This is a genomic window from Streptomyces sp. DSM 42067 (assembly GCF_055792885.1).
Genome location: NZ_CM147706.1, coordinates 1,882,132 through 1,902,315, shown reverse-complemented (window position 1 = coordinate 1,902,315; position 20,184 = coordinate 1,882,132). Strand labels below are relative to the sequence as shown.

Annotated in this window: 21 protein-coding genes and 1 riboswitch; of the genes, 13 read left to right on the top strand and 8 right to left on the bottom strand. The window is 70.8% G+C overall.

The genetic code is table 11. The features are described from left to right. Positions 1-4: 4 nt before the first annotated feature. The 6 genes from ACSMXV_RS09055 to ACSMXV_RS09030 all read right to left on the bottom strand — a co-directional run bounded on the left by ACSMXV_RS09055 (position 5) and on the right by ACSMXV_RS09030 (position 4,479). On the bottom strand, positions 5-622 hold the full coding sequence (locus tag ACSMXV_RS09055; RefSeq protein WP_473177183.1) for a thiamine pyrophosphate-dependent enzyme: 618 nt from the start codon (positions 620-622) through the stop codon (positions 5-7). Then, positions 622-1,158 (bottom strand): phosphonopyruvate decarboxylase, encoded by a 537-nt coding sequence (locus ACSMXV_RS09050; protein ID WP_473177182.1) that lies wholly within the window; start codon positions 1,156-1,158, stop codon positions 622-624. The genes ACSMXV_RS09055 and ACSMXV_RS09050 overlap by 1 nt, the downstream gene beginning before the upstream one ends. Positions 1,159-1,298: 140 nt before the next feature. Next, positions 1,299-2,105 (bottom strand): alpha/beta fold hydrolase, encoded by an 807-nt coding sequence (locus ACSMXV_RS09045; protein WP_473177181.1) that lies wholly within the window; start codon positions 2,103-2,105, stop codon positions 1,299-1,301. Between the two features lie 79 nt (positions 2,106-2,184). Then, positions 2,185-2,766 carry a LysR substrate-binding domain-containing protein gene (locus ACSMXV_RS09040; RefSeq protein ID WP_473177180.1) on the bottom strand — a complete coding sequence of 194 codons (582 nt, stop codon included), beginning with the start codon at positions 2,764-2,766 and terminating at the stop codon, positions 2,185-2,187. Beyond that, complete coding sequence (locus tag ACSMXV_RS09035; RefSeq protein WP_473177179.1) at positions 2,763-3,110, bottom strand: recombinase family protein; 348 nt, start codon at positions 3,108-3,110, stop codon at positions 2,763-2,765. The genes ACSMXV_RS09040 and ACSMXV_RS09035 overlap by 4 nt, the downstream gene beginning before the upstream one ends. Positions 3,111-3,264: 154 nt before the next feature. Further along, entirely contained in the window at positions 3,265-4,479 is a 1,215-nt protein-coding gene (locus tag ACSMXV_RS09030) for an MFS transporter (protein WP_473177178.1), read from the bottom strand. 162 nt (positions 4,480-4,641) lie between these two features. Here ACSMXV_RS09030 and ACSMXV_RS09025 point away from each other — a divergent pair, with 162 nt between their 5' ends. The 11 genes from ACSMXV_RS09025 (at position 4,642) to ACSMXV_RS08975 (ending at position 15,103) form a co-directional block, all read left to right on the top strand. Beyond that, positions 4,642-5,916, top strand: coding sequence for an ROK family transcriptional regulator (locus tag ACSMXV_RS09025; protein ID WP_473177177.1), 1,275 nt, complete (start codon positions 4,642-4,644; stop codon positions 5,914-5,916). Between the two features lie 218 nt (positions 5,917-6,134). Continuing rightward, positions 6,135-6,265, top strand: a riboswitch (FMN riboswitch). Positions 6,266-6,437: 172 nt separating this feature from the next. After that, positions 6,438-7,496, top strand: a complete 1,059-nt coding sequence (ribD, locus tag ACSMXV_RS09020) for a bifunctional diaminohydroxyphosphoribosylaminopyrimidine deaminase/5-amino-6-(5-phosphoribosylamino)uracil reductase RibD (protein WP_473178866.1) — start codon at positions 6,438-6,440, stop codon at positions 7,494-7,496. 2 nt (positions 7,497-7,498) lie between these two features. Beyond that, on the top strand, positions 7,499-8,125 hold the full coding sequence (locus tag ACSMXV_RS09015; RefSeq protein ID WP_473177176.1) for a riboflavin synthase: 627 nt from the start codon (positions 7,499-7,501) through the stop codon (positions 8,123-8,125). After that, complete coding sequence (locus ACSMXV_RS09010; protein ID WP_473177175.1) at positions 8,122-8,763, top strand: nicotinamide mononucleotide transporter family protein; 642 nt, start codon at positions 8,122-8,124, stop codon at positions 8,761-8,763. The genes ACSMXV_RS09015 and ACSMXV_RS09010 overlap by 4 nt, the downstream gene beginning before the upstream one ends. Continuing rightward, positions 8,760-10,049, top strand: a complete 1,290-nt coding sequence (locus tag ACSMXV_RS09005; RefSeq protein WP_473177174.1) for a bifunctional 3,4-dihydroxy-2-butanone-4-phosphate synthase/GTP cyclohydrolase II — start codon at positions 8,760-8,762, stop codon at positions 10,047-10,049. The genes ACSMXV_RS09010 and ACSMXV_RS09005 overlap by 4 nt, the downstream gene beginning before the upstream one ends. Before the next feature lie 58 nt (positions 10,050-10,107). After that, positions 10,108-10,593, top strand: coding sequence for a 6,7-dimethyl-8-ribityllumazine synthase (gene ribH, locus ACSMXV_RS09000; protein ID WP_473177173.1), 486 nt, complete (start codon positions 10,108-10,110; stop codon positions 10,591-10,593). Between the two features lie 34 nt (positions 10,594-10,627). Further along, entirely contained in the window at positions 10,628-10,900 is a 273-nt protein-coding gene (locus ACSMXV_RS08995; RefSeq protein WP_031486114.1) for a phosphoribosyl-ATP diphosphatase, read from the top strand. A 78-nt stretch (positions 10,901-10,978) separates the two neighbouring features. Further along, positions 10,979-11,827, top strand: coding sequence for an ATP phosphoribosyltransferase (gene hisG, locus ACSMXV_RS08990; protein ID WP_181657152.1), 849 nt, complete (start codon positions 10,979-10,981; stop codon positions 11,825-11,827). Positions 11,828-11,868: 41 nt separating this feature from the next. Then, positions 11,869-12,324, top strand: a complete 456-nt coding sequence (locus tag ACSMXV_RS08985) for a PH domain-containing protein (RefSeq protein WP_473177172.1) — start codon at positions 11,869-11,871, stop codon at positions 12,322-12,324. A 314-nt stretch (positions 12,325-12,638) separates the two neighbouring features. Then, on the top strand, positions 12,639-14,006 hold the full coding sequence (locus ACSMXV_RS08980) for a hemolysin family protein (RefSeq protein ID WP_473177171.1): 1,368 nt from the start codon (positions 12,639-12,641) through the stop codon (positions 14,004-14,006). Continuing rightward, a complete protein-coding gene (locus tag ACSMXV_RS08975) occupies positions 14,003-15,103 on the top strand; it encodes a hemolysin family protein (protein WP_473177170.1) in 1,101 nt (366 codons plus the stop codon). The genes ACSMXV_RS08980 and ACSMXV_RS08975 overlap by 4 nt, the downstream gene beginning before the upstream one ends. An 87-nt stretch (positions 15,104-15,190) precedes the next feature. Here ACSMXV_RS08975 and ACSMXV_RS08970 read toward each other — a convergent pair whose 3' ends face one another. Both ACSMXV_RS08970 and ACSMXV_RS08965 read right to left on the bottom strand, forming a co-directional pair. Beyond that, on the bottom strand, positions 15,191-17,086 hold the full coding sequence (locus tag ACSMXV_RS08970) for an AAA family ATPase (RefSeq protein WP_473177169.1): 1,896 nt from the start codon (positions 17,084-17,086) through the stop codon (positions 15,191-15,193). Positions 17,087-17,523: 437 nt separating this feature from the next. Next, positions 17,524-18,162, bottom strand: coding sequence for a uridine kinase family protein (locus tag ACSMXV_RS08965; RefSeq protein ID WP_473177168.1), 639 nt, complete (start codon positions 18,160-18,162; stop codon positions 17,524-17,526). A gap of 182 nt (positions 18,163-18,344) precedes the next feature. Between ACSMXV_RS08965 and ACSMXV_RS08960 the strand changes: the two genes are divergently transcribed. Beyond that, positions 18,345-19,721 carry a peptidase C39 family protein gene (locus ACSMXV_RS08960; protein WP_473177167.1) on the top strand — a complete coding sequence of 459 codons (1,377 nt, stop codon included), beginning with the start codon at positions 18,345-18,347 and terminating at the stop codon, positions 19,719-19,721. 144 nt (positions 19,722-19,865) lie between these two features. Beyond that, the gene (locus ACSMXV_RS08955) at positions 19,866-20,015 is read left to right on the top strand and encodes an SCO1431 family membrane protein (RefSeq protein WP_473177166.1); all 150 of its coding nucleotides are present in this window, start codon (positions 19,866-19,868) and stop codon (positions 20,013-20,015) included. Positions 20,016-20,184: the final 169 nt, after the last annotated feature.

The following is a 20,184-nucleotide window of genomic DNA, read 5'->3' as shown; positions in this document are numbered from 1 at the left end:
TCGGCTAGAAGGTGCTCAGACCGAGCGCGGCGCGGAAGGAGTTCTTGTTGGCGACGCCGTCACGTGGCGGCAGGGCGCGCGGCGGCTCGGTGGTGTCGATCAGGACCTGGGCGTACGTCGTCGCCGAGCGCGCGCGGATACGGGCGGCGAGGTCCTCGGCCTGGGCGAGGTCGGTGATGCGCACCGCGTCCTGGATGCCGAAGCCCTGGGCGACGGCGACGAGGTCGGTTCCCAGGCCGGTGTGGCTGGGCTGCATGCCGGTCTCGCCGAAGTGGGCGTTGTCCAGGACGACGAGGGTGAGGTTGGGCGGGAGTTGGGCGCCGATGGTGGCCAGCGTGCCGATGCCCATGAGGTGTTCGCCGTCGCCGGTGATGGCCACGACCGGACGGTCCGGCTGGGCCAGGGCGAGGCCGAGGGCGAGCGGGGCGGCGGCGCCCATCGCGCCCCAGAGGTAGAAGGTGCCTGGGCGGTCGTCGGCGGCGAACACGTCGTAGCTCGGTGACCCGAGGCCGGTAACCAGCAGTGCGTCCTCGGGGAGGCGGGAAATCAGGTCGGCGACGAAGTGGCGCCGGTCGAGGCGGGGCAGGGTGTCGGTGGCGGTCATCAGTTGCGTGGCGGTCATCAGTTGCGCTCCCACTTCTTGCGGCCTATCAGCTTCTGTCCGAGCAGCACGGCGACGCGCTCGCCCGCCTCGAACACCGAGTCCAGAGCCGCCTCGACGGTCTCCTCGACGTCCTCGGGGAGGTCGGCGCGCAGGACGGTGATGCCCATGAGTTCCAGGGCCTGCTGGGTGGTGCGGCCCATGGGGCTCTGCCACGGGTTGAACTCGGCGTACTCGCCGCGCATCGTCACCAGCGTGAGGAAGGGGAACTGGCACATCTGCAGCAGGGAGAACATGTTGACGCAGTTGCCGACGCCGCTGCTCTGCATGAGCAGCACCGCCTTCTGCCCGCCCAGCCAGGCCCCGCTGACGACGGCGACGCCCTCCTCCTCGGTGGTGAGCACCACGTCGTGGATGGCGGGGTCGCGCTGCGCCTCACGGATGGTGTGGGAGTGGCCGGAGTCCGGGACGTAGGCGATCTGCTGGACGCCGCGCTTCTTCAACGCGGCGAACACGTCCTCCTGCCATGCAGGGGCTGGGGCATGTGTCTGACTCATCCGTAGCGACTCCGTGCTCGGTCGGCTCAAGGTACCCAGCATCATGAGCGCTGATGAGCGAGGTTGAACAATAGAAAGGCGTGATGCCCGTATACGTCGCGCGCATGTCGAGCGGTTGCAGCCCTGCGATCTGGGGTCGGCTACGAGTCCTCGTTGAGGAACGCCGCGACGAGAGCAGTGGCCTCGGTGCGGCATTCCTCGAAGTACGCGTGCCGGGCGCCGGGGAACACGTGGGTGCGGGTGTCGGGGATGCGGGCGCCGAGCAGCGGGAGGTTGTCCGGCGGGGTGAGCCGGTCCTGGTCGCCGTGCAGGATCAGCGTGGGCGCGGTGATGAGGGGAAGGGCGTCCCAGGCGTCGTGCCCGTTGCTGGCGAGCAGGTGGCCGCGGCGGGCGTGCGGGGGCATGTTGGGGTCGCCGAGCGTGGTGTAGGGGCCGGGGTGGGCGGCGAGCCAGTCGGGGGAGTACATCAGGTCGATCAGCGCCTCGCGGGCGGCATCCGGGTCGGCCTGCGCCAAGGCGCGCCGTACCGAGGCGTCGCGCTCCACGGCGTGCGGTCCGCCGGGGGAGGTGCAGCCCAGGACGAGGCGTCGGACCCGGTCCGGCTGGCGGGCGGCGATCCACTGAGCGACCCGGCCGCCCATGGACGTTCCGTAGACATCGGCGTGCTCGATGCCCAGGTGGTCGAGGACGACGATCACGTCCTCCGCGAACTGCTGTGTCGAATAGGGCGCTTGGGGTTTGTCGCTGGCGCCGGTGCCCCGGTAGTCGAGGGTGATGGTGGAGTGCGTGGCGTGGAAGTCCTCTCGTATGTGGTCCCACCAGTGATGGTTGTTCGCCTGTCCGGCAAGGAGGATCAGCGGATACCCGTCTCCCCGCTGCTGGCAGGCCAGCGCCGTGCCGTCCTGGGCACGGGCGACGGCGTCGAGCTGGTGACCGGTGTTAGTCATGGGTGTTCCCACAGGTTTCTAGGGCGGTGTTCTCGGGTGTCGGTGTTGGACGTCGTTCTTGGGCGTTGCGGCGGGCGAGTCACTCACCCTCGGTGTGGGTGTCGTCTCCCTGGACCTGGGACGAGGGCCATCTGCCCTGAGCCACCGCGGAGTTGATCTGGCGGACCAGCTCGCGTGCGACGACCTCCACGGCGGGAGGTGTACGCCCGGAGCGCGGTGTGCCGAGAACGACCGAGCGCCACACGTTGGGCTCGCTCAGCGGCGCGGCGCTCAGCGTGCCTCGCGCGACATCGTCGGCGATGCCCACGCCGGGCAGGACGGTCCAGCCGTGCCCTGCCTGGACGAGTTGCTTCTGCACGCGCATCGAGTTGGTCTGCACGATGACGTCCATGGCGGCCCCGGATCGCCCCGCCGCCGCGTCGATCAGCCGCCGCAGTGCATGCCCCGAGGCGGGCATGACGAGCGGGTGCTTCGCCGCCTCCGTGAACGGAACGGGATGGTCGGCGGGGAGGCCGGCCGACCGGGGGGTGACCGCCCACAGCCGCTCGCGCACCAGTGGGTGGGCGTTGAGTGAGGGCGTGCTGTCCAGGTTGTACAGCAGCGTCAGCTCCAGGTCGCCGTCGTCGAGCCACTGCTGCAGGTGCCCCGAGTAGGCGGTCATGAGACGAACCGGGACCAGATCCAGAGGATCAGTACATCGAACTCACGCCCACGGGCCAGCGCGATGATCTCGGCGATGCTGCGGTTGTCGAAGGCACGGCCGGACTTGCCGATGCCGACGACCGGATCGGGTACGACCTCGATGCCCTCGCGTTCCGCCGGCTTATGGGCGTGCTCCACCTGGAGTTCCGGGTTGATCATGTCCGGCCGCTCATGAGAGACCCGGACGTAGATGACGCCTCGCTTGGGGCGTTGCTCGGGAGGCTGGGGCTCGACGGGGGCCGCGACGCGGGAGGAGGGAGCCGGAACGGTGGGGCGGAGGCGGATCGGAGCGGGGTTATGCAATGCCGGTGATGTTAGTTCCGAGCCACGAAGGACGCGCCGAACATGGAGACCACGTGCTGGGCGCCGAGCCCCACCGTGCGCGGCCACGACAGCCTCTCGTCGGGTCGTCGGCAAGTGGCGGAGCGGCCGTCCAAGGCGACGCGGCCGCGTCCGCTCAGGGTCGCGGATCGGCCGTCGTCGCGCTCGTCGGTGCACCGGCCCGGGCACTCTCCCTGCCTCCCGTGCGCAGCACGCCCGCGAAGACGACCAGGCCGAACGCCAGCACCGTCACCAGCCCGAAGGACACGATCAGGCTGGTCGCCTGGGCGAGCGAGCCGATCGCCGAGGGCGCGATCAGACCCGAGGTGTACGTGATGGTGGCGACGCCCGCGATGGCCTGGCTCGGATTGGGCCCGCTGCGCCCGGCCGCGGCGAAGGCCAGCGGTACGACGACCGCGATGCCGAGGCCCAGCAGCGCGAACCCGGCCATCGCCGCAGCGGGGTGTGAGGCGGTCACGACGAGCAGACCGCCGAGTGTGGCCAGCACCCCGCCCACGCGCACGGTGCGTACGGCGCCGAACCGGTCCACCACCGCGTCGCCCGCGATCCGGGCGATCGCCATGGTGAGCGTGAAGCCCGTGGTGGACGCGGCCGCCAGGCCCGCCGACGTGTCGAGGACGTCGCGCAGATAGACCGCGGACCAGTCGAGGCTCGCGCCCTCCGCGAACACCGCGCAGAACCCGACCGCGCCGATCAGCAGCGCCGACCTCGGCGGCAGGGCGAACCGCGGCGGCGGCTCCTCGTCGTCGCTGGGCCGCAGGTCCAGTACGCCCTGGCACGCGGTCAGCCCCGCGACCGTGAGGACCGCCGCGGCCAGCAGGTGGTGGAGGCGGGCGTCGGAGCCCAGGTGGGCGGCGAGCGTGCCCGCCGCGGAGCCGATCAGGGCGCCCGCGCTCCACATGCCGTGCAGCCCGGACATGATCGACTTGCCGAGCCGGTTCTCGATCTCGACGCCCAGCGCGTTCATCGCGACATCCGCCATGCCGGCCGTCGCGCCGTACACGAAGAGCGCCACACACAGCGCGACCAGGTTGGGCGCGAGCGAGGGCAGCACGAGCGCGAGCGTCCAGAGGGCGAGCAGGCCGCGCAGCGCGGTACGGGCGCCGAAGCGGTGGCTCACCCAGCCGGCCACGGGCATCGCCACGGCGGCGCCGAATGCGGGGAAGGCGAGGGCAACGCCGAGCTGGCCCGCGCTCACCGACGCATGGTCCTGGATCCACGGCACACGGGTCGCGAAAGAGCCGGTGACCGCGCCGTGCACGGCGAAGACGGCGGCCACGGCGTACCGGGCGCGACTCACTTCGCGTTTGTCGTAGACCACTTCACTCATGCGGTGGTTCCTCCCCGATGCCCTGATGTCCCGATTCCCGTTTCGGGCCGCTGCCTCGCGCGCCGTAAGCTAGCAGAACTATCAGGGACCCTGCCTGATAATTGCGGGGAGGGGAAGCCTCATGCCCCGCCACAGGCAACAGTGATCTGGAAGGATCCCGGCATGCCCGCATCACCGAGCACTGCCCGGGCCATCAACGACCGGCTCGCCCTCCGACTGCTGCAGCGGCAAGGACCCCTGACGGCAGGCCAGTTGAAACAGCTGACCGGGCTGTCCAGGCCCACCGTCGCCGACCTCGTCGAGCGGCTCCAGAGCGCCGGACTGATCACGGTGGTCGGCGAGGCGGGCGCGGAGCGCAGGGGGCCGAACGCTCGCCTCTACGGGATCGTCGCCGACCGCGCGCATCTCGCCGCCCTCGACGTACGCACCGACGGCCTCACCGTCGTCGTCGCCGACCTGCTCGGCACGGTGCTCTCCGAGGCGTCCGTACCGATCGGCGGGGACACCGGCACCGGGCCTGCCGTCGAGCAGGCCGTCGCCCTCGTCGAGCGCACCGCCAAGGAGGCCGGCGCGGAGCGGCTGCACAGCGTCGGTGTCGGCGCGCCCGGGCTGATCGACCCGGCGACCGGCGAACTCCGCGACTCCAGTGGGCTGCCCGCCTGGCACCGGCGCCTGGCCGGCGCCCTCCAGGAACGGCTCGCGGCACGTGTGCTCGTCGAGAACGAGACCAACCTCGCCGCCCTCGCCGAACAGCGCGACGGTGTCGCCGTCGACCGCGACACCTTCGTCCTGCTGTGGCTCGGCCATGGCGTCGGGGCCGCCGTCGTGCTCGACGGCGCCCTGCGCCGGGGGGCCTCGGGCGGCACCGGCGAGATCGGCTTCCTGCCGGTCCCCGGCACGGACGGGCTCCCGTCGGCGACCGGGTGCGAGGGTGGCTTCCACTCGCTGGCCGGTGCGGCGGCGATCACCGAACTCGCCGCGCGGCACGGCCTGGTGCCACCCGCCGAGCCCCACTCGCACGAGCCGCCGGCCGCGACGGTCGTGCGGGCAGCGGTGGCGGCGATGGGCGGCACGCCGGCCGAAGGGAGCGAGGCACGCGCCGGATCGGCCCCAGACACGGCCCCTGACCGCGATGCCACGGACGCCCGCGCCGCTGCGGCCTTTCTCAATGCCCTCGCCGACCGGCTCGCCATCGGGGTGGCGTCGGTGACGGCCGTACTCGACCCCGGATGCGTCGTCCTCGGCGGCGAGATCGGACAGGCGGGCGGGGCGGCCCTGGCCTCACTGGTACAGGACCGCCTGACCACGATGTCGCCGCTCCACACAGAGGTACGGGCCGGCGCACTGGGTGGCGGGGCGGTCCTGCGTGGCGCGCTCTTCACGGCCCGCGACGCGGCACAGGACGAACTCTTCCCACTGTTCGCACCGCAGGCGTGAAAGCACGAACTCACCCCTGGCGTCACGTGCCCAGGGTGCCAGAGCGCCGGGACTGGATGCATCTGCCGCAAGGTGCCGGGCAGTTGCTCAGGACACACCGCCGGGCAAGTCCATCGATGGGGTGCAGCGAGTAGAGCGATGGGGTGCTGTGAGCAGGCCCACAGGAATCGCCCGCATGGCACGCGATCAGGCGTGGCACACTGTCCCTGTACCAGAAGCAGCGCACTCCGGGGTCGGTGAAAGTCCGAACCGGCGGTTACAGTCCGCGACCCGGCCGCATCCAGTGGCCGGTTGACCAGGTGAAATTCCTGGACCGACGGTTAAAGTCCGGATGGGAGGCAGTGCGCGGCGGGCGGACACTCATGTGTACGCCGCCGTCGGTCCGTCCACCGAGGACGGCCGCCGTCCGGCGTTACCCGTGGAGTCCCGCTCGTACATTCTGTCGTCATCGACAGCCCCGGAGTCCGTGCCCGAAGAGGCAGGAGGACCCGGTGGCCACCGGAGCAGCCGAAGCAGCAGCGATGCGTCGCGCCATCGCGCTCGCCGCGCGCGGACTCGGCTCGACCAGCCCCAACCCGGTCGTCGGCTGCGTCATCCTCGACGCCTCGGGCGAGACCGTCGGCGAGGGCTTCCACCAGCGCGCCGGCGGCCCGCACGCCGAGGTCCACGCCCTGCGCGCGGCCGGGGACAGGGCCCGCGGCGGCACCGCCCTGGTCACCCTCGAACCCTGCAACCACACCGGTCGTACGGGCCCCTGCGCCCAGGCCCTCATCGACGCCGGGATCGCCCGGGTCGTCTACGCGGTCGGCGACCCCAACCCCTCGGCGACGGGCGGCGCGGAGACCCTGCGCCGCGCCGGCATCGACGTCGAAGGCGGCCTCCTCGCCGATGAGGCCGAGGCGGGCAACATCGCCTGGCTCACCTCCGTACGCCTCGGCCGTCCCCATGTCACCTGGAAGTACGCGGCGACGCTCGACGGCCGGATCGCCGCCGCCGACGGCACCAGCCGCTGGATCACCTCCGCCGAGTCCCGCGCCGACGTGCACCGGCTGCGCGCCGAGTGCGACGCGGTCGTCGTCGGCTCCGGCACGGCCCGCACCGACGACCCGCACCTCGCGGTCCGCGGCATCGACGGCGTCATACAGCCGCTGCGCGTCGTCCTCGACACCCACGCCACGATCCTGCCGACCGCCCGCGTCCTCGACGACGCGGCGCCCACGCTGGTCGTCGTCGCCGAGGACGCCGACACGCGCCATCTGCCGGGCGTCGAACTGCTCCGGCTGCCCCTGCACGACGGCCGCATCGGCGTGCACGACCTGCTCACGCACCTGCACCTGCGCGGCGTCCGGTCCGTACTGCTCGAAGGCGGCCCGACCCTCGCCGGAGCCTTCGTCGCCGCGGGCGCCGTCGACCGCGTCATCGGCTATCTCGCACCCGTCCTGCTCGGCGCGGGCCCCGGTGCCCTCGGCGCCGCCGGAATCACCACCATCACCGACGCGTTGCGGCTCGACGTCACCGAGACCGTGCGTATCGGGCCCGATCTGCGCATCACCGCCACCCTCGCAACGAAGGAGCACTGAACGTGTTCACCGGAATCGTCGAAGAGCTGGGAGAGATCACCGCCGTCGAGAACCTCGGCGACGCCTCCCGCTTCCGGCTGCGCGGCCCCGCCGTCACCGAAGGCGCCAAGCATGGCGACTCCATCGCCGTCAACGGCGTCTGTCTGACGGTCGTGGAGCACGAGGGCGACGAGTTCACCGCGGACGTGATGGCGGAGACGCTGAACCGGTCCAGCCTCGGTGCCCTCGCCGTCGGCTCCCGGGTCAACCTGGAGCGGCCGACCGCGGTCGGCACGCGCCTCGGCGGGCACATCGTGCAGGGCCACGTCGACGGCACGGGGGAGATCATCGAGCGCAAGCCCTCCGACAACTGGGAGATCATCAAGATCTCGCTGCCCGCCGACCTCTCCCGGTACGTCGTCGAGAAGGGCTCCATCACCGTCGACGGCGTGAGCCTCACCGTCGTCGACGCGGGCCACGACTACTTCACCATCAGCCTCATCCCCACCACGCTCGCCCTGACGACGCTCGGCATCAAGCAGCCCGGCGACCCCGTCAACCTCGAGGTGGACGTCATCGCCAAGTATGTCGAGCGGCTGCTGGCCGCCAAGGACGCCGAGAACGCCGAGAGCAAGGAGAGCGCTCAGTGAACTGGCTGAACTCCGAGGCGTTCACCGTCCTCGGCCAGCACATCCGGTGGTCCGACATGATCGGCAACACCATCGGCCTGATCGCCCTGGCGCTCGGCTGGCGCCGCTCGATATGGACCTGGCCCGCCCAGCTCCTGTCCGGCGTCATCCTCCTCGCGGCCTTCGCGACCGCCCACCTCTCGGGAAGCGCCGGCAAGCAGCTGGTCGTCATCGTGGTGGCCGTGTTCGGCTGGCTGCAGTGGAACCGCGGTAAGCAGGCGCAGGACGGTTCGATCGCCGTACGGTTCGCCACCTGGCGCGAGCGCGGGTACCTGGTCGGCGGCGCCGCCCTCGGCACGCTCGCGGTCGGCGGCCTGTTCACCGCCTTCCCGACGCTGTCGTGGGACCCCTGGCCCGACGCGTACATCTTCGTCGGCACGATCGTCGCCATGTACGCCCAGGCGCGCGGCATGGTCGAGTTCTGGTTCGCCTGGCTGCTCGTCGACATCGTGGGCGTGCCGCTCAACTTCGCCAACGGCTTCGCCTTCTCCGGCTTCGTCTACATCGTCTACGGCGCCCTCGTCCTGTGGGGCATGCGCGACTGGTGGCTGCGCTCCCGTCAGGCCGGCCGGCCCATCCCGGAAGGAGCTCCGGCATGACATCGACTCTCTGGTACGGAACCGACAAGGTCGAGGACTTCACCCTCGACCCGGTCGAGCAGGCCATCGCGGACATCGCGGCAGGCCGCCCGGTCGTCGTCGTGGACGACGAGGACCGCGAGAACGAGGGCGACCTCGTGATCGCGGCCGAGAAGGCCACGCCCGAGATCGTCGCGTTCATGATGAGCGAGTGCCGCGGCCTGATCTGCGCCCCCATGGAGGGCGATGAGCTGGACCGCCTGGAGCTGCCGCAGATGGTGCAGCACAACACCGAGTCGATGCGGACGGCCTTCACCGTCTCCGTCGACGCGTCCGCCGCGCACGGCGTCTCCACCGGCATCTCCGCCGCGGACCGCGCCACCACCCTCCAGCTGCTGGCGGGCGGCGAGGCCGGCCCCGCCGACTTCGTGCGCCCCGGGCACGTCTTCCCGCTGCGCGCCAAGCCGGGCGGCGTCCTCGTCCGCAACGGCCACACCGAGGCGGCCGTCGACCTCGCGCGCCTCGCCGGACTGCGCCCCGCCGGAGCGATCGTCGAGATCGCGGGTGAGGACGGCACCATGCTGCGCCTGCCCGAACTGATCCCGTTCGCCCGCAAGCACGGCCTGTCGATCATCTCCATCGAGGACCTGATCGCCTACCGCCGCTCCTCCGAGCCGACCGTCCGCCGCGAGGCGGAGGTCCAGCTCCCCACCGCCTACGGCGACTTCACGGCGTACGGCTACCGCTCCACGGTCGACGGCGTCGAACACATCGCCCTCGTCCACGGTGACATCGGCGACGGCGAGAACGTCCTCGTCCGCGTCCACTCCGAGTGCCTCACCGGCGACGTCTTCCACTCGCTGCGCTGCGACTGCGGCCCCCAGCTGCAGGCGTCCATGCAGCGCATCACCGACGAAGGCCGCGGTGTCGTCGTCTATCTGCGCGGCCACGAGGGCCGCGGCATCGGCCTGATGTCCAAGCTGCGCGCCTACGAACTCCAGGAGCGCGGCCGTGACACGCTCGACGCCAACCTGGAGCTGGGCCTCCCCGCGGACGCCCGCGACTACGGCGCGAGCGCACAGATCCTCGAGGACCTCGGTGTACGGGGCCTGCGGCTGATGACCAACAACCCCGACAAGACCGACGCGCTCGTCCGCCACGGGCTCAAGGTCACCGGCCGCGAGCCGATGCCCGTCCAGGCCGGCGAGCACAACCTCCGCTATCTGCGCACCAAGCGCGACCGCATGGGCCACGACCTGCCCTGGCTCGACGCCGCCAAGGCGTCGTCGCCCTGCGGCAGCCAGTGATCCCGCACCACCGAGTCACACCCACATCGACACTTACGACACCTACGAGGAGCAGCGCGTGAGCGGCAAGGGCGCACCGGAACTGAGCGTGAAGAACTGCAGCGACCTGCGGGTCGCGGTCATCGCCGCCCAGTGGCACGAGAAGGTCATGGACGGACTCGTCGACGGCGCCCTGCGCGCCCTGCACGAGCTCGGCATCGACGAGCCCACCGTGCTGCGCGTGCCGGGCAGCTTCGAGCTTCCGGTCGTCGCCAAGGTCCTCGCGGGCCGTGGCTACGACGCGGTCGTCGCGCTCGGCGTGGTCATCCGCGGCGGCACCCCGCACTTCGAGTACGTGTGCCAGGGCGTCACCCAGGGCCTCACGCAGGTGTCGATCGACACCGGCGTGCCCGTCGGCTTCGGCGTGCTGACCTGCGACACCGAGGAGCAGGCGCTCGACCGCGCGGGCCTCGAGGGCTCCAACGAGGACAAGGGCCACGAGGCGGTCACGGCGGCCGTCGCCACGGCGATGACGCTGCGTACCGTCTCCGAGCCCTGGCGCTAGCGGGAGCGGGCGGCCGCGTAGAGTAGGCACCACCATGTCCAAGAAGACGTTCGAGGAGCTCTTCACCGAGCTCCAGCACAAGGCCGCAAACGGCGACCCCGCCACGTCCCGCACCGCCGAGCTGGTCGGCAAGGGTGTCCATGCCATCGGCAAGAAGGTCGTCGAGGAGGCCGCCGAAGTGTGGATGGCCGCCGAGTACGAGGGCAAGGAGGCGGCCGCCGAGGAGATCTCGCAGCTCCTCTACCACGTGCAGGTGATGATGGTCGCCCGCGGCATCTCCCTCGACGACGTCTACGCCCACCTGTAGCCCGCAGACACGCAGAACCAGCAGACCCGCACCCAGCTCCGTACCGAACGCCCCTTCGCACCAAAGGAATCCGACCTCATGCTGCGCATCGCCGTCCCCAACAAGGGTTCACTGTCCGGCCCTGCGGCGGAGATGCTGCATGAGGCCGGATACCAGCAGCGCAGGGAATCCAAGGAGCTGGTGATCGTCGACCCGGACAACGAGGTCGAGTTCTTCTATCTGCGCCCGCGCGACATCGCGATCTACGTGTCGTCCGGCCGCCTCGACATCGGCATCACCGGCCGCGACCTGCTGATCGACTCCGGCGCCAACGCCGAGGAGATCCTGCCGCTCGGCTTCGCCCGCTCCACCTTCCGCTTCGCCACCAAGCCGGGCACGGCGAAGGGCGTCGAGGACCTGGGCGGCATGACGATCGCCACCTCGTACGAGGGCATCGTAGCCAAGCACCTCGCGGACAACGGCGTGGACGCCTCGGTGGTCCACCTGGACGGCGCCGTCGAGACGGCCATCGAGCTCGGCGTCGCGCAGGTCATCGCCGATGTCGTGGAGACCGGGACGTCGCTGCGCAACGCCGGCCTCACCGTGATCGGTGAGCCGATCATGAAGTCGGAGGCCGTGGTCATCCGCCGCACCGGCGCGGACGCCGACGACCCGAAGGTCCAGCAGTTCCTGCGCCGCCTCCAGGGCGTCCTGGTCGCACGGACGTACGTGATGATGGACTACGACTGCCGCGCCGAGCACCTGGAGAAGGCCGTAGCCCTCACCCCCGGTCTCGAGTCGCCGACGATCTCCCCGCTGCACAACGAGGGCTGGGTCGCCGTCCGCGCCATGGTCCCCGCCAAGGAGGCGCAGCGGATCATGGACGATCTGTACGCACTCGGGGCGCGGGCCATTCTGACGACGGCCATCCACGCCTGCCGTCTCTGAAGGATTCGATAGCGATGACAGAAATGCGGGATATGTCGGCTATGCCAGATGTGCCTGCCGTGCCCGCGCTGCCCGTCACCTTCCGCCCGTCCCGCACCCGGGCCGTCCTGCTGGCCGCCGCAGTCGCGATCTTCGTGGTCATCACGGTGATCGCGGTGATGCTGCCGAAGCTCGGCACGGGGGAGCGGCTCAGTTTCGTCCTCATCGCCGCACTGCTCTCCGGTGTCCTCGTCCTGCTCAGCAGGCCCAAGGTCGTCGCCGACGAGTCCGGCGTCACCGTCGTCAACATCGTCACCCGGCGGCGCCTCGACTGGGCGGAGATCCTGCACGTCAACCTCCGGGTGGGCGACCCCTGGGTGTTCATCGACCTCAGCGACGGCACCAGCCTGCCGGCCCTCGGCATCCAGCCGGGTATCGCCAAGGAGCACGCGATCCGTGACGCCCGCGCCCTGCGCGCGCTCGTGGAGACGCGGGCCATCGGCAATCCCGAGCGGTAGCCGAACAGCTCGAAGTCGCAATCCGGACAAGTGGCGCAAATCACACCCCGGCTGACATGGGAACAGCCGACGTGAGGAACATCAGTGCCGACTTCGGGCGTTCACCCTGACGTTCCGGGGCTTGTCTTGATTAATCTGTTGACGAGGTGCGCCTCATGCCGCCTCGCCCCTCCGTCGGCCGCCCGGCCGCGCGGGGGGCTCCTGCTATCAGAGGAGTGACCCTCTCCGGCGATGGACGGTTCGTCCTGTAGTACCTGCGCCGCCCCCTACCGACCCCCCGCGGACCCCCTCCGCGTCGGTCCGGAGGCGGTGGCATGACCATCCCCCTGCTGCTCCTTGCGGCGGCCTTTCTCCTGATTCTCGCCAACGGATTCTTCGTCGCGGCCGAATTCGGCCTCGTCACCGTCGAGCGGCCGGACGCCGAGCAGGCAGCGGCCGCCGGCGACCGACGGGCCCGCAGCGTCGTGAACGCCCTCCGGGAGCTCTCCTTCCAGCTCTCCGGCACCCAGCTCGGCATCACCATCACCTCACTGGTCGTCGGCATGCTCGCCGAACCGGCCATGGCGGAGCTCCTCTCCGGCCCGTTCACGGCCGTCGGTGTGCCCGAAGGCGCCGTCTCCGGTGTGTCCGTGGTCGTCGGCATGCTGCTGGCCTCCGCCGTGCAGATGGTGATCGGCGAACTCGTGCCGAAGAACTGGGCGGTGTCACGTCCCCTGCAGGTCGCGCGGTTCGTCGCCGGCCCGCAGCACGTCTTCTCGCAACTGTTCAGGCCGGTGATCGCCGGGCTGAACGCGGTCGCCAACCGGCTCGTACGCGCCCTGGGCGTCGAGCCCGCCGACGAGCTGGCCTCCGCCCGCACCCCGGAGGAACTGGTGTCCCTCGCCCGGCACTCCGCACAGGCCGGCGCGCTCGAACAGGACACCGCCGACCTGTTCGTACGCACCCTCTCCCTCGCCGACCTGACCGCCCAGCACGTGATGACGCCCCGTGTGAAGGTCAGTGCACTGCAGTCCTCCGCCACCGCCCAGGACGTCGTCAACCTCACCCGGGCCACGGGCCTGTCCCGCTTCCCCGTCTACCGGGAGCGCATCGACGAGATCATCGGCATGGTCCACCTCAAGGACGCCCTCGCCGTGCCCTCCGCCGACCGGCTGCGCACGCCCGTGGTCAGCATCGCGCAGGCGCCGCTGCTCGTCCCTGAGACCCTGCCCGTACAACCCCTGCTCGAACGTCTGCGCAGTGAGCAGCCGATAGCCATAGTCGTCGACGAGTACGGCGGCACGGCCGGCGTCGTCACGCTCGAGGACATCATCGAGGAGCTCGTCGGCGAGGTGCGCGACGAGCACGACGGACACGACCTGCCCGAACTCGCCGCCGCGCCGCCCGAGGACGGCCGCCCCGCCTGGGACGCCGACGGCAGCTGCCGAGTCGACACCCTGCGGCGCATAGGACTCGACGTGCCGGAGGGCCCGTACGAGACCGTCGCCGGACTCGTCGCCGATCTGCTCGGCCGGATCCCCGTGCCCGGCGACCGCGCCGAACTACCGGGCTGGCGGCTGTCGGTGCGCCAGGTCGGGCACTACCGTGCGGAGCGGGTCCGCATCGTCCGGACAGCGGACGCCGACGGTACCTCCGATGCCACCGAGGCAGTGGAGCAGCCCGCGGTGGAGGCCGTCCGATGAGCCTGCTCCAACTGCTCTTCGCCGTTCTGCTCGTGCTCGCCAACGGCTTCTTCGTCGGCGCGGAGTTCGCACTGGTCTCCGTGCGCCGCAGCCAGATCGAGCCCCTTGGGTCCGCACGGGCCCGCCAGGTCCTCTACGGCCTGGAGAATCTGCCGCAGATGATGGCGGCCGCCCAGTTCGGCATCACCGTCTGCTCGCTGACGCTGGGCGCCGTCGCCGAGCCCACCGTGGCGCATCTGCTGGAACCGGCCTTCCACGCGATTCATCTGCCCGAGGGCATGATCCACCCGCTCGGCTATGTGATCGCGCTCGCCGTGGTCGTCTTCCTGCATCTCGTCATCGGCGAGATGGTCCCGAAGAACCTCGCCATGGCGGCCCCCGAGAAGACCGCGCTGTGGCTGAGCCCCGGCCTGGTCGCCTTCGCCCGGCTGTGCCGGCCGGTCACCGTGGGTCTCGGAGCCTGTGCACGGTTGGTCCTCAAACTCTTCCAGGTCGAACCCAAGGACGAGGTCGAGGCGGTCTTCACCAGCGAGCAGCTCAACCGGCTCGTGGAGGACGCCGGCCAGGCCGGCCTGCTCGACCCCGAGGAGCAGGAGCGCCTGGAGGACGCCCTGGAGCTGGGCTCCCGCCCGGTGACGGACGTTCTGCTGGACCGCGCCTCGCTGGTGACCGTGGGACCCTCGGTCACCCCCGGCCAGGTCGTCGCACTCACCGCCTCCACCGGGTACTCCCGTTTCCCGGTGTGCGCGGAGCGGGGCGCCTTCATGGGCTACCTCCACGTGAAGGACGTACTGGATCTGGAGGACAGCGACCGCGCCGTGCCGCAGCACATCTGGCGGCCCATGACGACGCTTCGGGCCGAGCTGCCGCTCGACGACGCGCTGACCCTGATGCGGCGCGCCGCGACGCACCTTGCGCAGGTCGCCGACGCGTCGGGGCGGGTGCTGGGGCTCGTGGCGCTCGAGGACGTACTGGAGTTGCTGGTGGGCGAGGTGCGGGATCCTGCACACCGGGCTGCCGCGGAGGCGGCGCCCGCGCCGCCCCGGGTCACGGAGCCGCGGACGACCGGGGCTCCTGAAGGGGCGCTGGCGGGCTGACGTACGTGCTCGTCTGCCGGCCGGTGGCCTGTTTGTGCCCACCCGTTCCGCCCCTGCGGAACGACTGCCCACAAACAGGCCACCTGCTCACACGCCCGTCGGCCCCCCGGGCCCCCGCCCCGACAGAACCTCCCCATACGCCTGCATAAGATCCGGCAGCCGCAATGTCGCCAGGTCGTCGCGGGTAGGCGTCGCCGCGTACCCCGACAGCCGCAGATCCCGGTACGCGCAGCTCTTCTCGTAGAGGGTGCGCAGGAAGCGGCCGTTGCCGAGCTCGTCGATCCAGCCCTGGTCGACGACATGGCCGCTGATGGAGCGCAGCTCCTCCAGTGCCTCCTCGTCCCAGGCGTCGCCGTTCTCGGCGGCCAGCACCTCGCCGATCGATGTCAGTTCGAGCGGGCGGTACGACGGGAAGTCCACGCGGGTGGTGAAGCGGGAGCTCAGCCCTGGATTGGCGGCGAGCAGACGGTCCATGCCCTCGGGATAGCCCGCGAGGATCACGACGAGGTGGTCGCGGTTGTCCTCCGCCCGCTTGAGGAGCACCTGCAGGGCCTCGTCGCCGTAGGCGTCGCCCTTGCCGTAGCCCGAGTTGGACAGGGCGTACGCCTCGTCGACGAAGAGGACGCCGCCGATCGCCGAGTCGATCAGCTCGTTGGCCTTGACGGCGGTCTGGCCCAGGTATTCGCCGACGAGATCGGCGCGCTGGGCCTCGACCAGATGGTCACCGCCGAGCAGCCCGAGCGCGTAGAAGACCCTGCCTAAGATGCGGGCCACCGTGGTCTTGCCGGTGCCAGAGGGGCCCGAGAAGACGAAGTGCCGTTTCGGCGGCTGGACCGGCAGGCCCTGTCCGGCACGCAGCCGCGCCATGTTCAACTGGGCCGAGAGTGCCTTCACCTGGCGCTTCACGGGCTCGAGCCCCACCATGCGCTCCAGCTCGGCGAGGGCTTCCTCGAGCAGCGCGGCGTCGGCGGGCCCGGTCGGCAGTTGCGGGGGCCCCGGCTGCACCGGCACCACGGCCTTCTCGCGCACCGCGTCGGTGTCGTCCTGCACCGTGCCGGGCGCCGGCACCGCCCCGGCAGGCGGCGGCAGATCGGGTTCGCCCACCCTGAGGTCGCGACCTTCCGTGCCGGCCAGCGGATCGGTGCCGTCGAGCCCGTCCACGGTGTCCTGACCGATCCCGGTGAGGGTGATCGACGCGAGGTCGGCCGTCTCGTCGTAGCCGTCCCCCTCCGCTATCGCCGCGAGCCGCGCCGAGGTGTCCATGAATGCGGGGTCGACCCGGTGCACCGCCCGGTACAGCGGCAGCGCCGCCGCGCTGCGCCCCGTGCCCTCGTGCGCCCGCGCCAGCCAGTAGCGCAGCTCCTTGCGCTGCGGCTGCTCGCTGCGACACCGCATCAGCGCGGCGGCCAGCAGCGGTTCGGCCTGGGCGTACGTCTCGAGGCGGACCCGCGCCATGCCGGCGAACAGGCCCGCCTCGATACCCAGGACGGGGTCGTCGATCAACGGATCGGTGTGGCGGACGAGTTGGTCCCAGTCCTTGACCAGATAGGCACGGCACGCGTGCAGGAACCGTACCTGCGGATCTGCGTCGACCGGCGGCAGCCCGGCCAGGGCCCGGTCCAGCTCGGGTACATGGCGGCCGTCGAGCCAGTGCGAGGCGTGCGCGAGCAGCAGGTCGCGCGGGGACTCCAGGACGGGCTGTACCCACCATCCCAGCCAGTACCAGGAGTTGAGCGCCCGGCGGTGCCTGGCGCGCTGTTCGCCGAAGCGGTCCCGGTGCCGGAACATCCGCAGCAGCGCCGTCGTCGTCTCGATGCGCAGCGCATGCAGTCCGAGCCAGCCGTCGGCCATGCCCGGGTCCATCCGTACGGCGTCCCGGAACTCCTCCTCCGCCTGCGGATACGCGCCCATCGTGTAGGCATCGACGCCGCGCAGCCAGGCGAGGTCCGCCGGTCCCGGTGCCCCCTGCGTGCCGAAGTCCATCACGTCCCCCACATACCGTGCCCGTGCCCCCGTGGTGCCGCCGGGCCGGTGCCCGCCGACAGCCCTCGTCGAACCGCATTGCCGTGGACGGGAGTTGACCCGGTGCGATGAGCAGCCGTCCGAAGGTCGCACCGAGAGGCATCGTACCTGCGGGGGATCGTCGGCCGAAGGGCGGCGCAACGCGGGATCGGGCAGGTGGGAGCAGAGAGGGCGCACACCCGAATGGTGACCGAGGGTGAGCGAATCACCGCGCCGCGCAGGCGCCGAAAGGTGAAAAGGGCAGAACGAAGCCCCCGATCACGGGGGAACAACCGGGGGCTTCGCGTCTGTGGTGCAGCCTCTGAAGGCTGCACAAAGAACGTAAGTCCTGTACGACGTGTCGGTCAAGCCGAGTTGAGGACACTCTCCGAAAGTCGAGGAAGCGGTTCTCCGCGGCTTCAGCGCACCGCAGACGGGTCATCACGAAGCGTGACGGCGCGAGGTGTCTCCGCGGCCGGGGCGGGTCCCGGCAGCACCTCATATCCCTCCAGGCACTGGCGTACCAGAAGGTCGGCGAAGGGCCGGGAGGGGTCTTCGGCGAAGTGCTTCCGCTCGGCGGCAACCCATCCTTCCCAGAACTCACTCTGCTCGGGACCGTCGCGTCGGCGGCCTCTGTCCCATGACTCGTCCGCCGGGTGCTCCATCCACAGCAGAAGTGCCAGCCGCGGCCGCAGTGCCCGGCGGCCCGCACCGACGCCCTCGACCAGGACCACCGGAGCGGGCTCGAGGACGCGTGCGACTCCGAACCGGCGGGCGTGCCAGTCGTAGGGGAGATAGCGCGCGGTCTCGCCGCGCGACAGCGGCTCGATCACCTGCTCGCCCAGCCGCTCCGTCCAGCTGAACAGCTCTTCGTGTGTCGCGATGTCGTCGAGGCGGAGCACCGGGGCTCCGCCCAGCGCCTCGGACAGCCGCGCGGCGAACGTGGACTTACCGGATCCCGCGTGCCCGTCCACGCCGACCACCCGGACGGGACCGCACGAAGGGGGCAGCGCCCGCAGGGTGCGGGCGAGCAGGGGGAGTGGCGATCGCATGGTCATCGCCTCCAGCGTACGGGCGCGCAGGCGCCGGAATATTCAGAGGTCAAGGCCAATATTGGTGGGCGTGGCGGCCTCCGAGGTGCTGGCAGAACGAGCTTGGCACCCGCCATAGTTGGCCACCTGTCGTGTCGTGAACCTGACCTACCTCTTCCGGATCCGCCGTCCACTGGGGGCCCCTGTCCATGACCAGATCCCACTCGATGTCCCGTAGGACCGTGCTCGCCGCCGCCGCCGCCGTCGCCGCCGCGGCGGCCGGGGGCACAGGCAGCGCATCGGCCGTCGGCAGCGCGTCCGCCTCCGCCGGTGCCGCGCAGGCCACGGCCACCGCATCCCTGGTCGACAACCGCGCCTGGACCTCGTACGCGGACTGGTGCAGCGGCACCTTCGCCGGCACCCGCGTGGTCGCGGGGGTCCGTCCCGGCGTGGTGATCGGCCGGGCCACGGGCACCACCGACTATACGGACCCGCACACCGGGACCACCGGGATCTGGGAGTACGCCGAGTGGACCTCGCCCGTCCACCGTCTCTCCGTGCCCTCGACCGAGGCCATCGCGTCCTGGAACGCGCACACTCCGGCCGGCACCTGGCTCCAGGTCGAACTGAAAGGCACCTACACCGACGGCACGGACACCCCTTGGTACGTGATGGGCCGCTGGGCCGCCGGTGACCAGGACATCAAGCGCACCTCGGTAGACGACCAGACCGACGACAAGAGCAGCATCTGGACGGACACCTTCGCGATCGACGCCCCGCAGTCCGGGCTGCGCCTCGTCTCGTACCGGCTGCGCCTCACGCTGTACCGCAAGCCCGGCAGCAAGGCCACGCCCACGGTGTGGCGGCTCGGCGCGATGGGCTCCGACATCCCTGACCGCTTCGCGGTCCCGGAGTCCACCCCGGGCCTCGCCAGGGAACTGACCGTTCCGCGCTACTCGCAGAACATCCACGTCGGCCAGTACCCGGAGTACGACAACGGCGGCGAGGCGTGGTGCAGCCCCACCTCCTCGCAGATGATCATCGAGTACTGGGGCCGGAAGCCGACGGCCGAGGACCTGGCCTGGGTCGACCCCTCCTACGCCGACCCGCAGGTGTGCCATGCGGCGCGATTCACGTACGACTACCAGTACGAGGGCTGCGGCAACTGGCCGTTCAACGCCGCCTACGCGGCGACGTACAAGGATCTGCAGGGCGTCGTCACCCGTCTCGGCTCGCTGACCGACCTGGAGACGCTGATCGGCGCGGGGATCCCGGCGATCACCTCGCAGTCGTTCCTCAAGGAGGAGCTCACGGGGGCCGGTTACGGCACGTCGGGGCATCTGATGACGGTGATCGGCTTCACCGCCGACGGCGACGTGATCGCGAATGACCCGGCGTCGCCGGGCAACGAGGCGGTACGGCGCGTCTACGACAGGCGCGAGTGGGAGACGATCTGGTTGAGGACCAAGCGGTACAACTCCACCGGAAAGGTGGTCTCCGGTACCGGCGGTGTCTGCTACCTGTACTTCCCTGCCCGGCTGACCCCGCAGCAGGCGAGGGCACTGGCCGCGGTGGGCGTGCGCTGAGCGCCACGGCTGCTGGTGCGGGACCTGTCTCGGCGTGCGTGACCGATGTCTCGGCCGTGAGGGCCCTTGGGGAGGACTTTTCGGTGGCAAAGTGGACGGATCAGTGGGGGGAGTCCACTGCCGTACGACGTCAAGCGAGATGCCATGACCTCGACCTCCGCCACCGCCGGCCGCGCCCGGACCCGCACCCGTACCGGCGGCCCCGACGACGGACCCAAGATCCTGGAACACATCCTGGGCTGGACCCTGGTCGTGGTTCTCGCGATGTTCGTCACGCAGGCCGGGCTCATGTGACTGCTGTGACTTCTGTGACTGGAGAGGCGTCTGGGCTCGACGGCCCCGCCTGATTCCGGGTCGTCCGGCCGAGATCCGTTCACCCCGTGACGTGCTGCCTCCGATCGGGCATACTCAACGCGCCACAGCCGCTGATCAGCCCGTTCCGCGACCCGGGAGGGCAGCATCG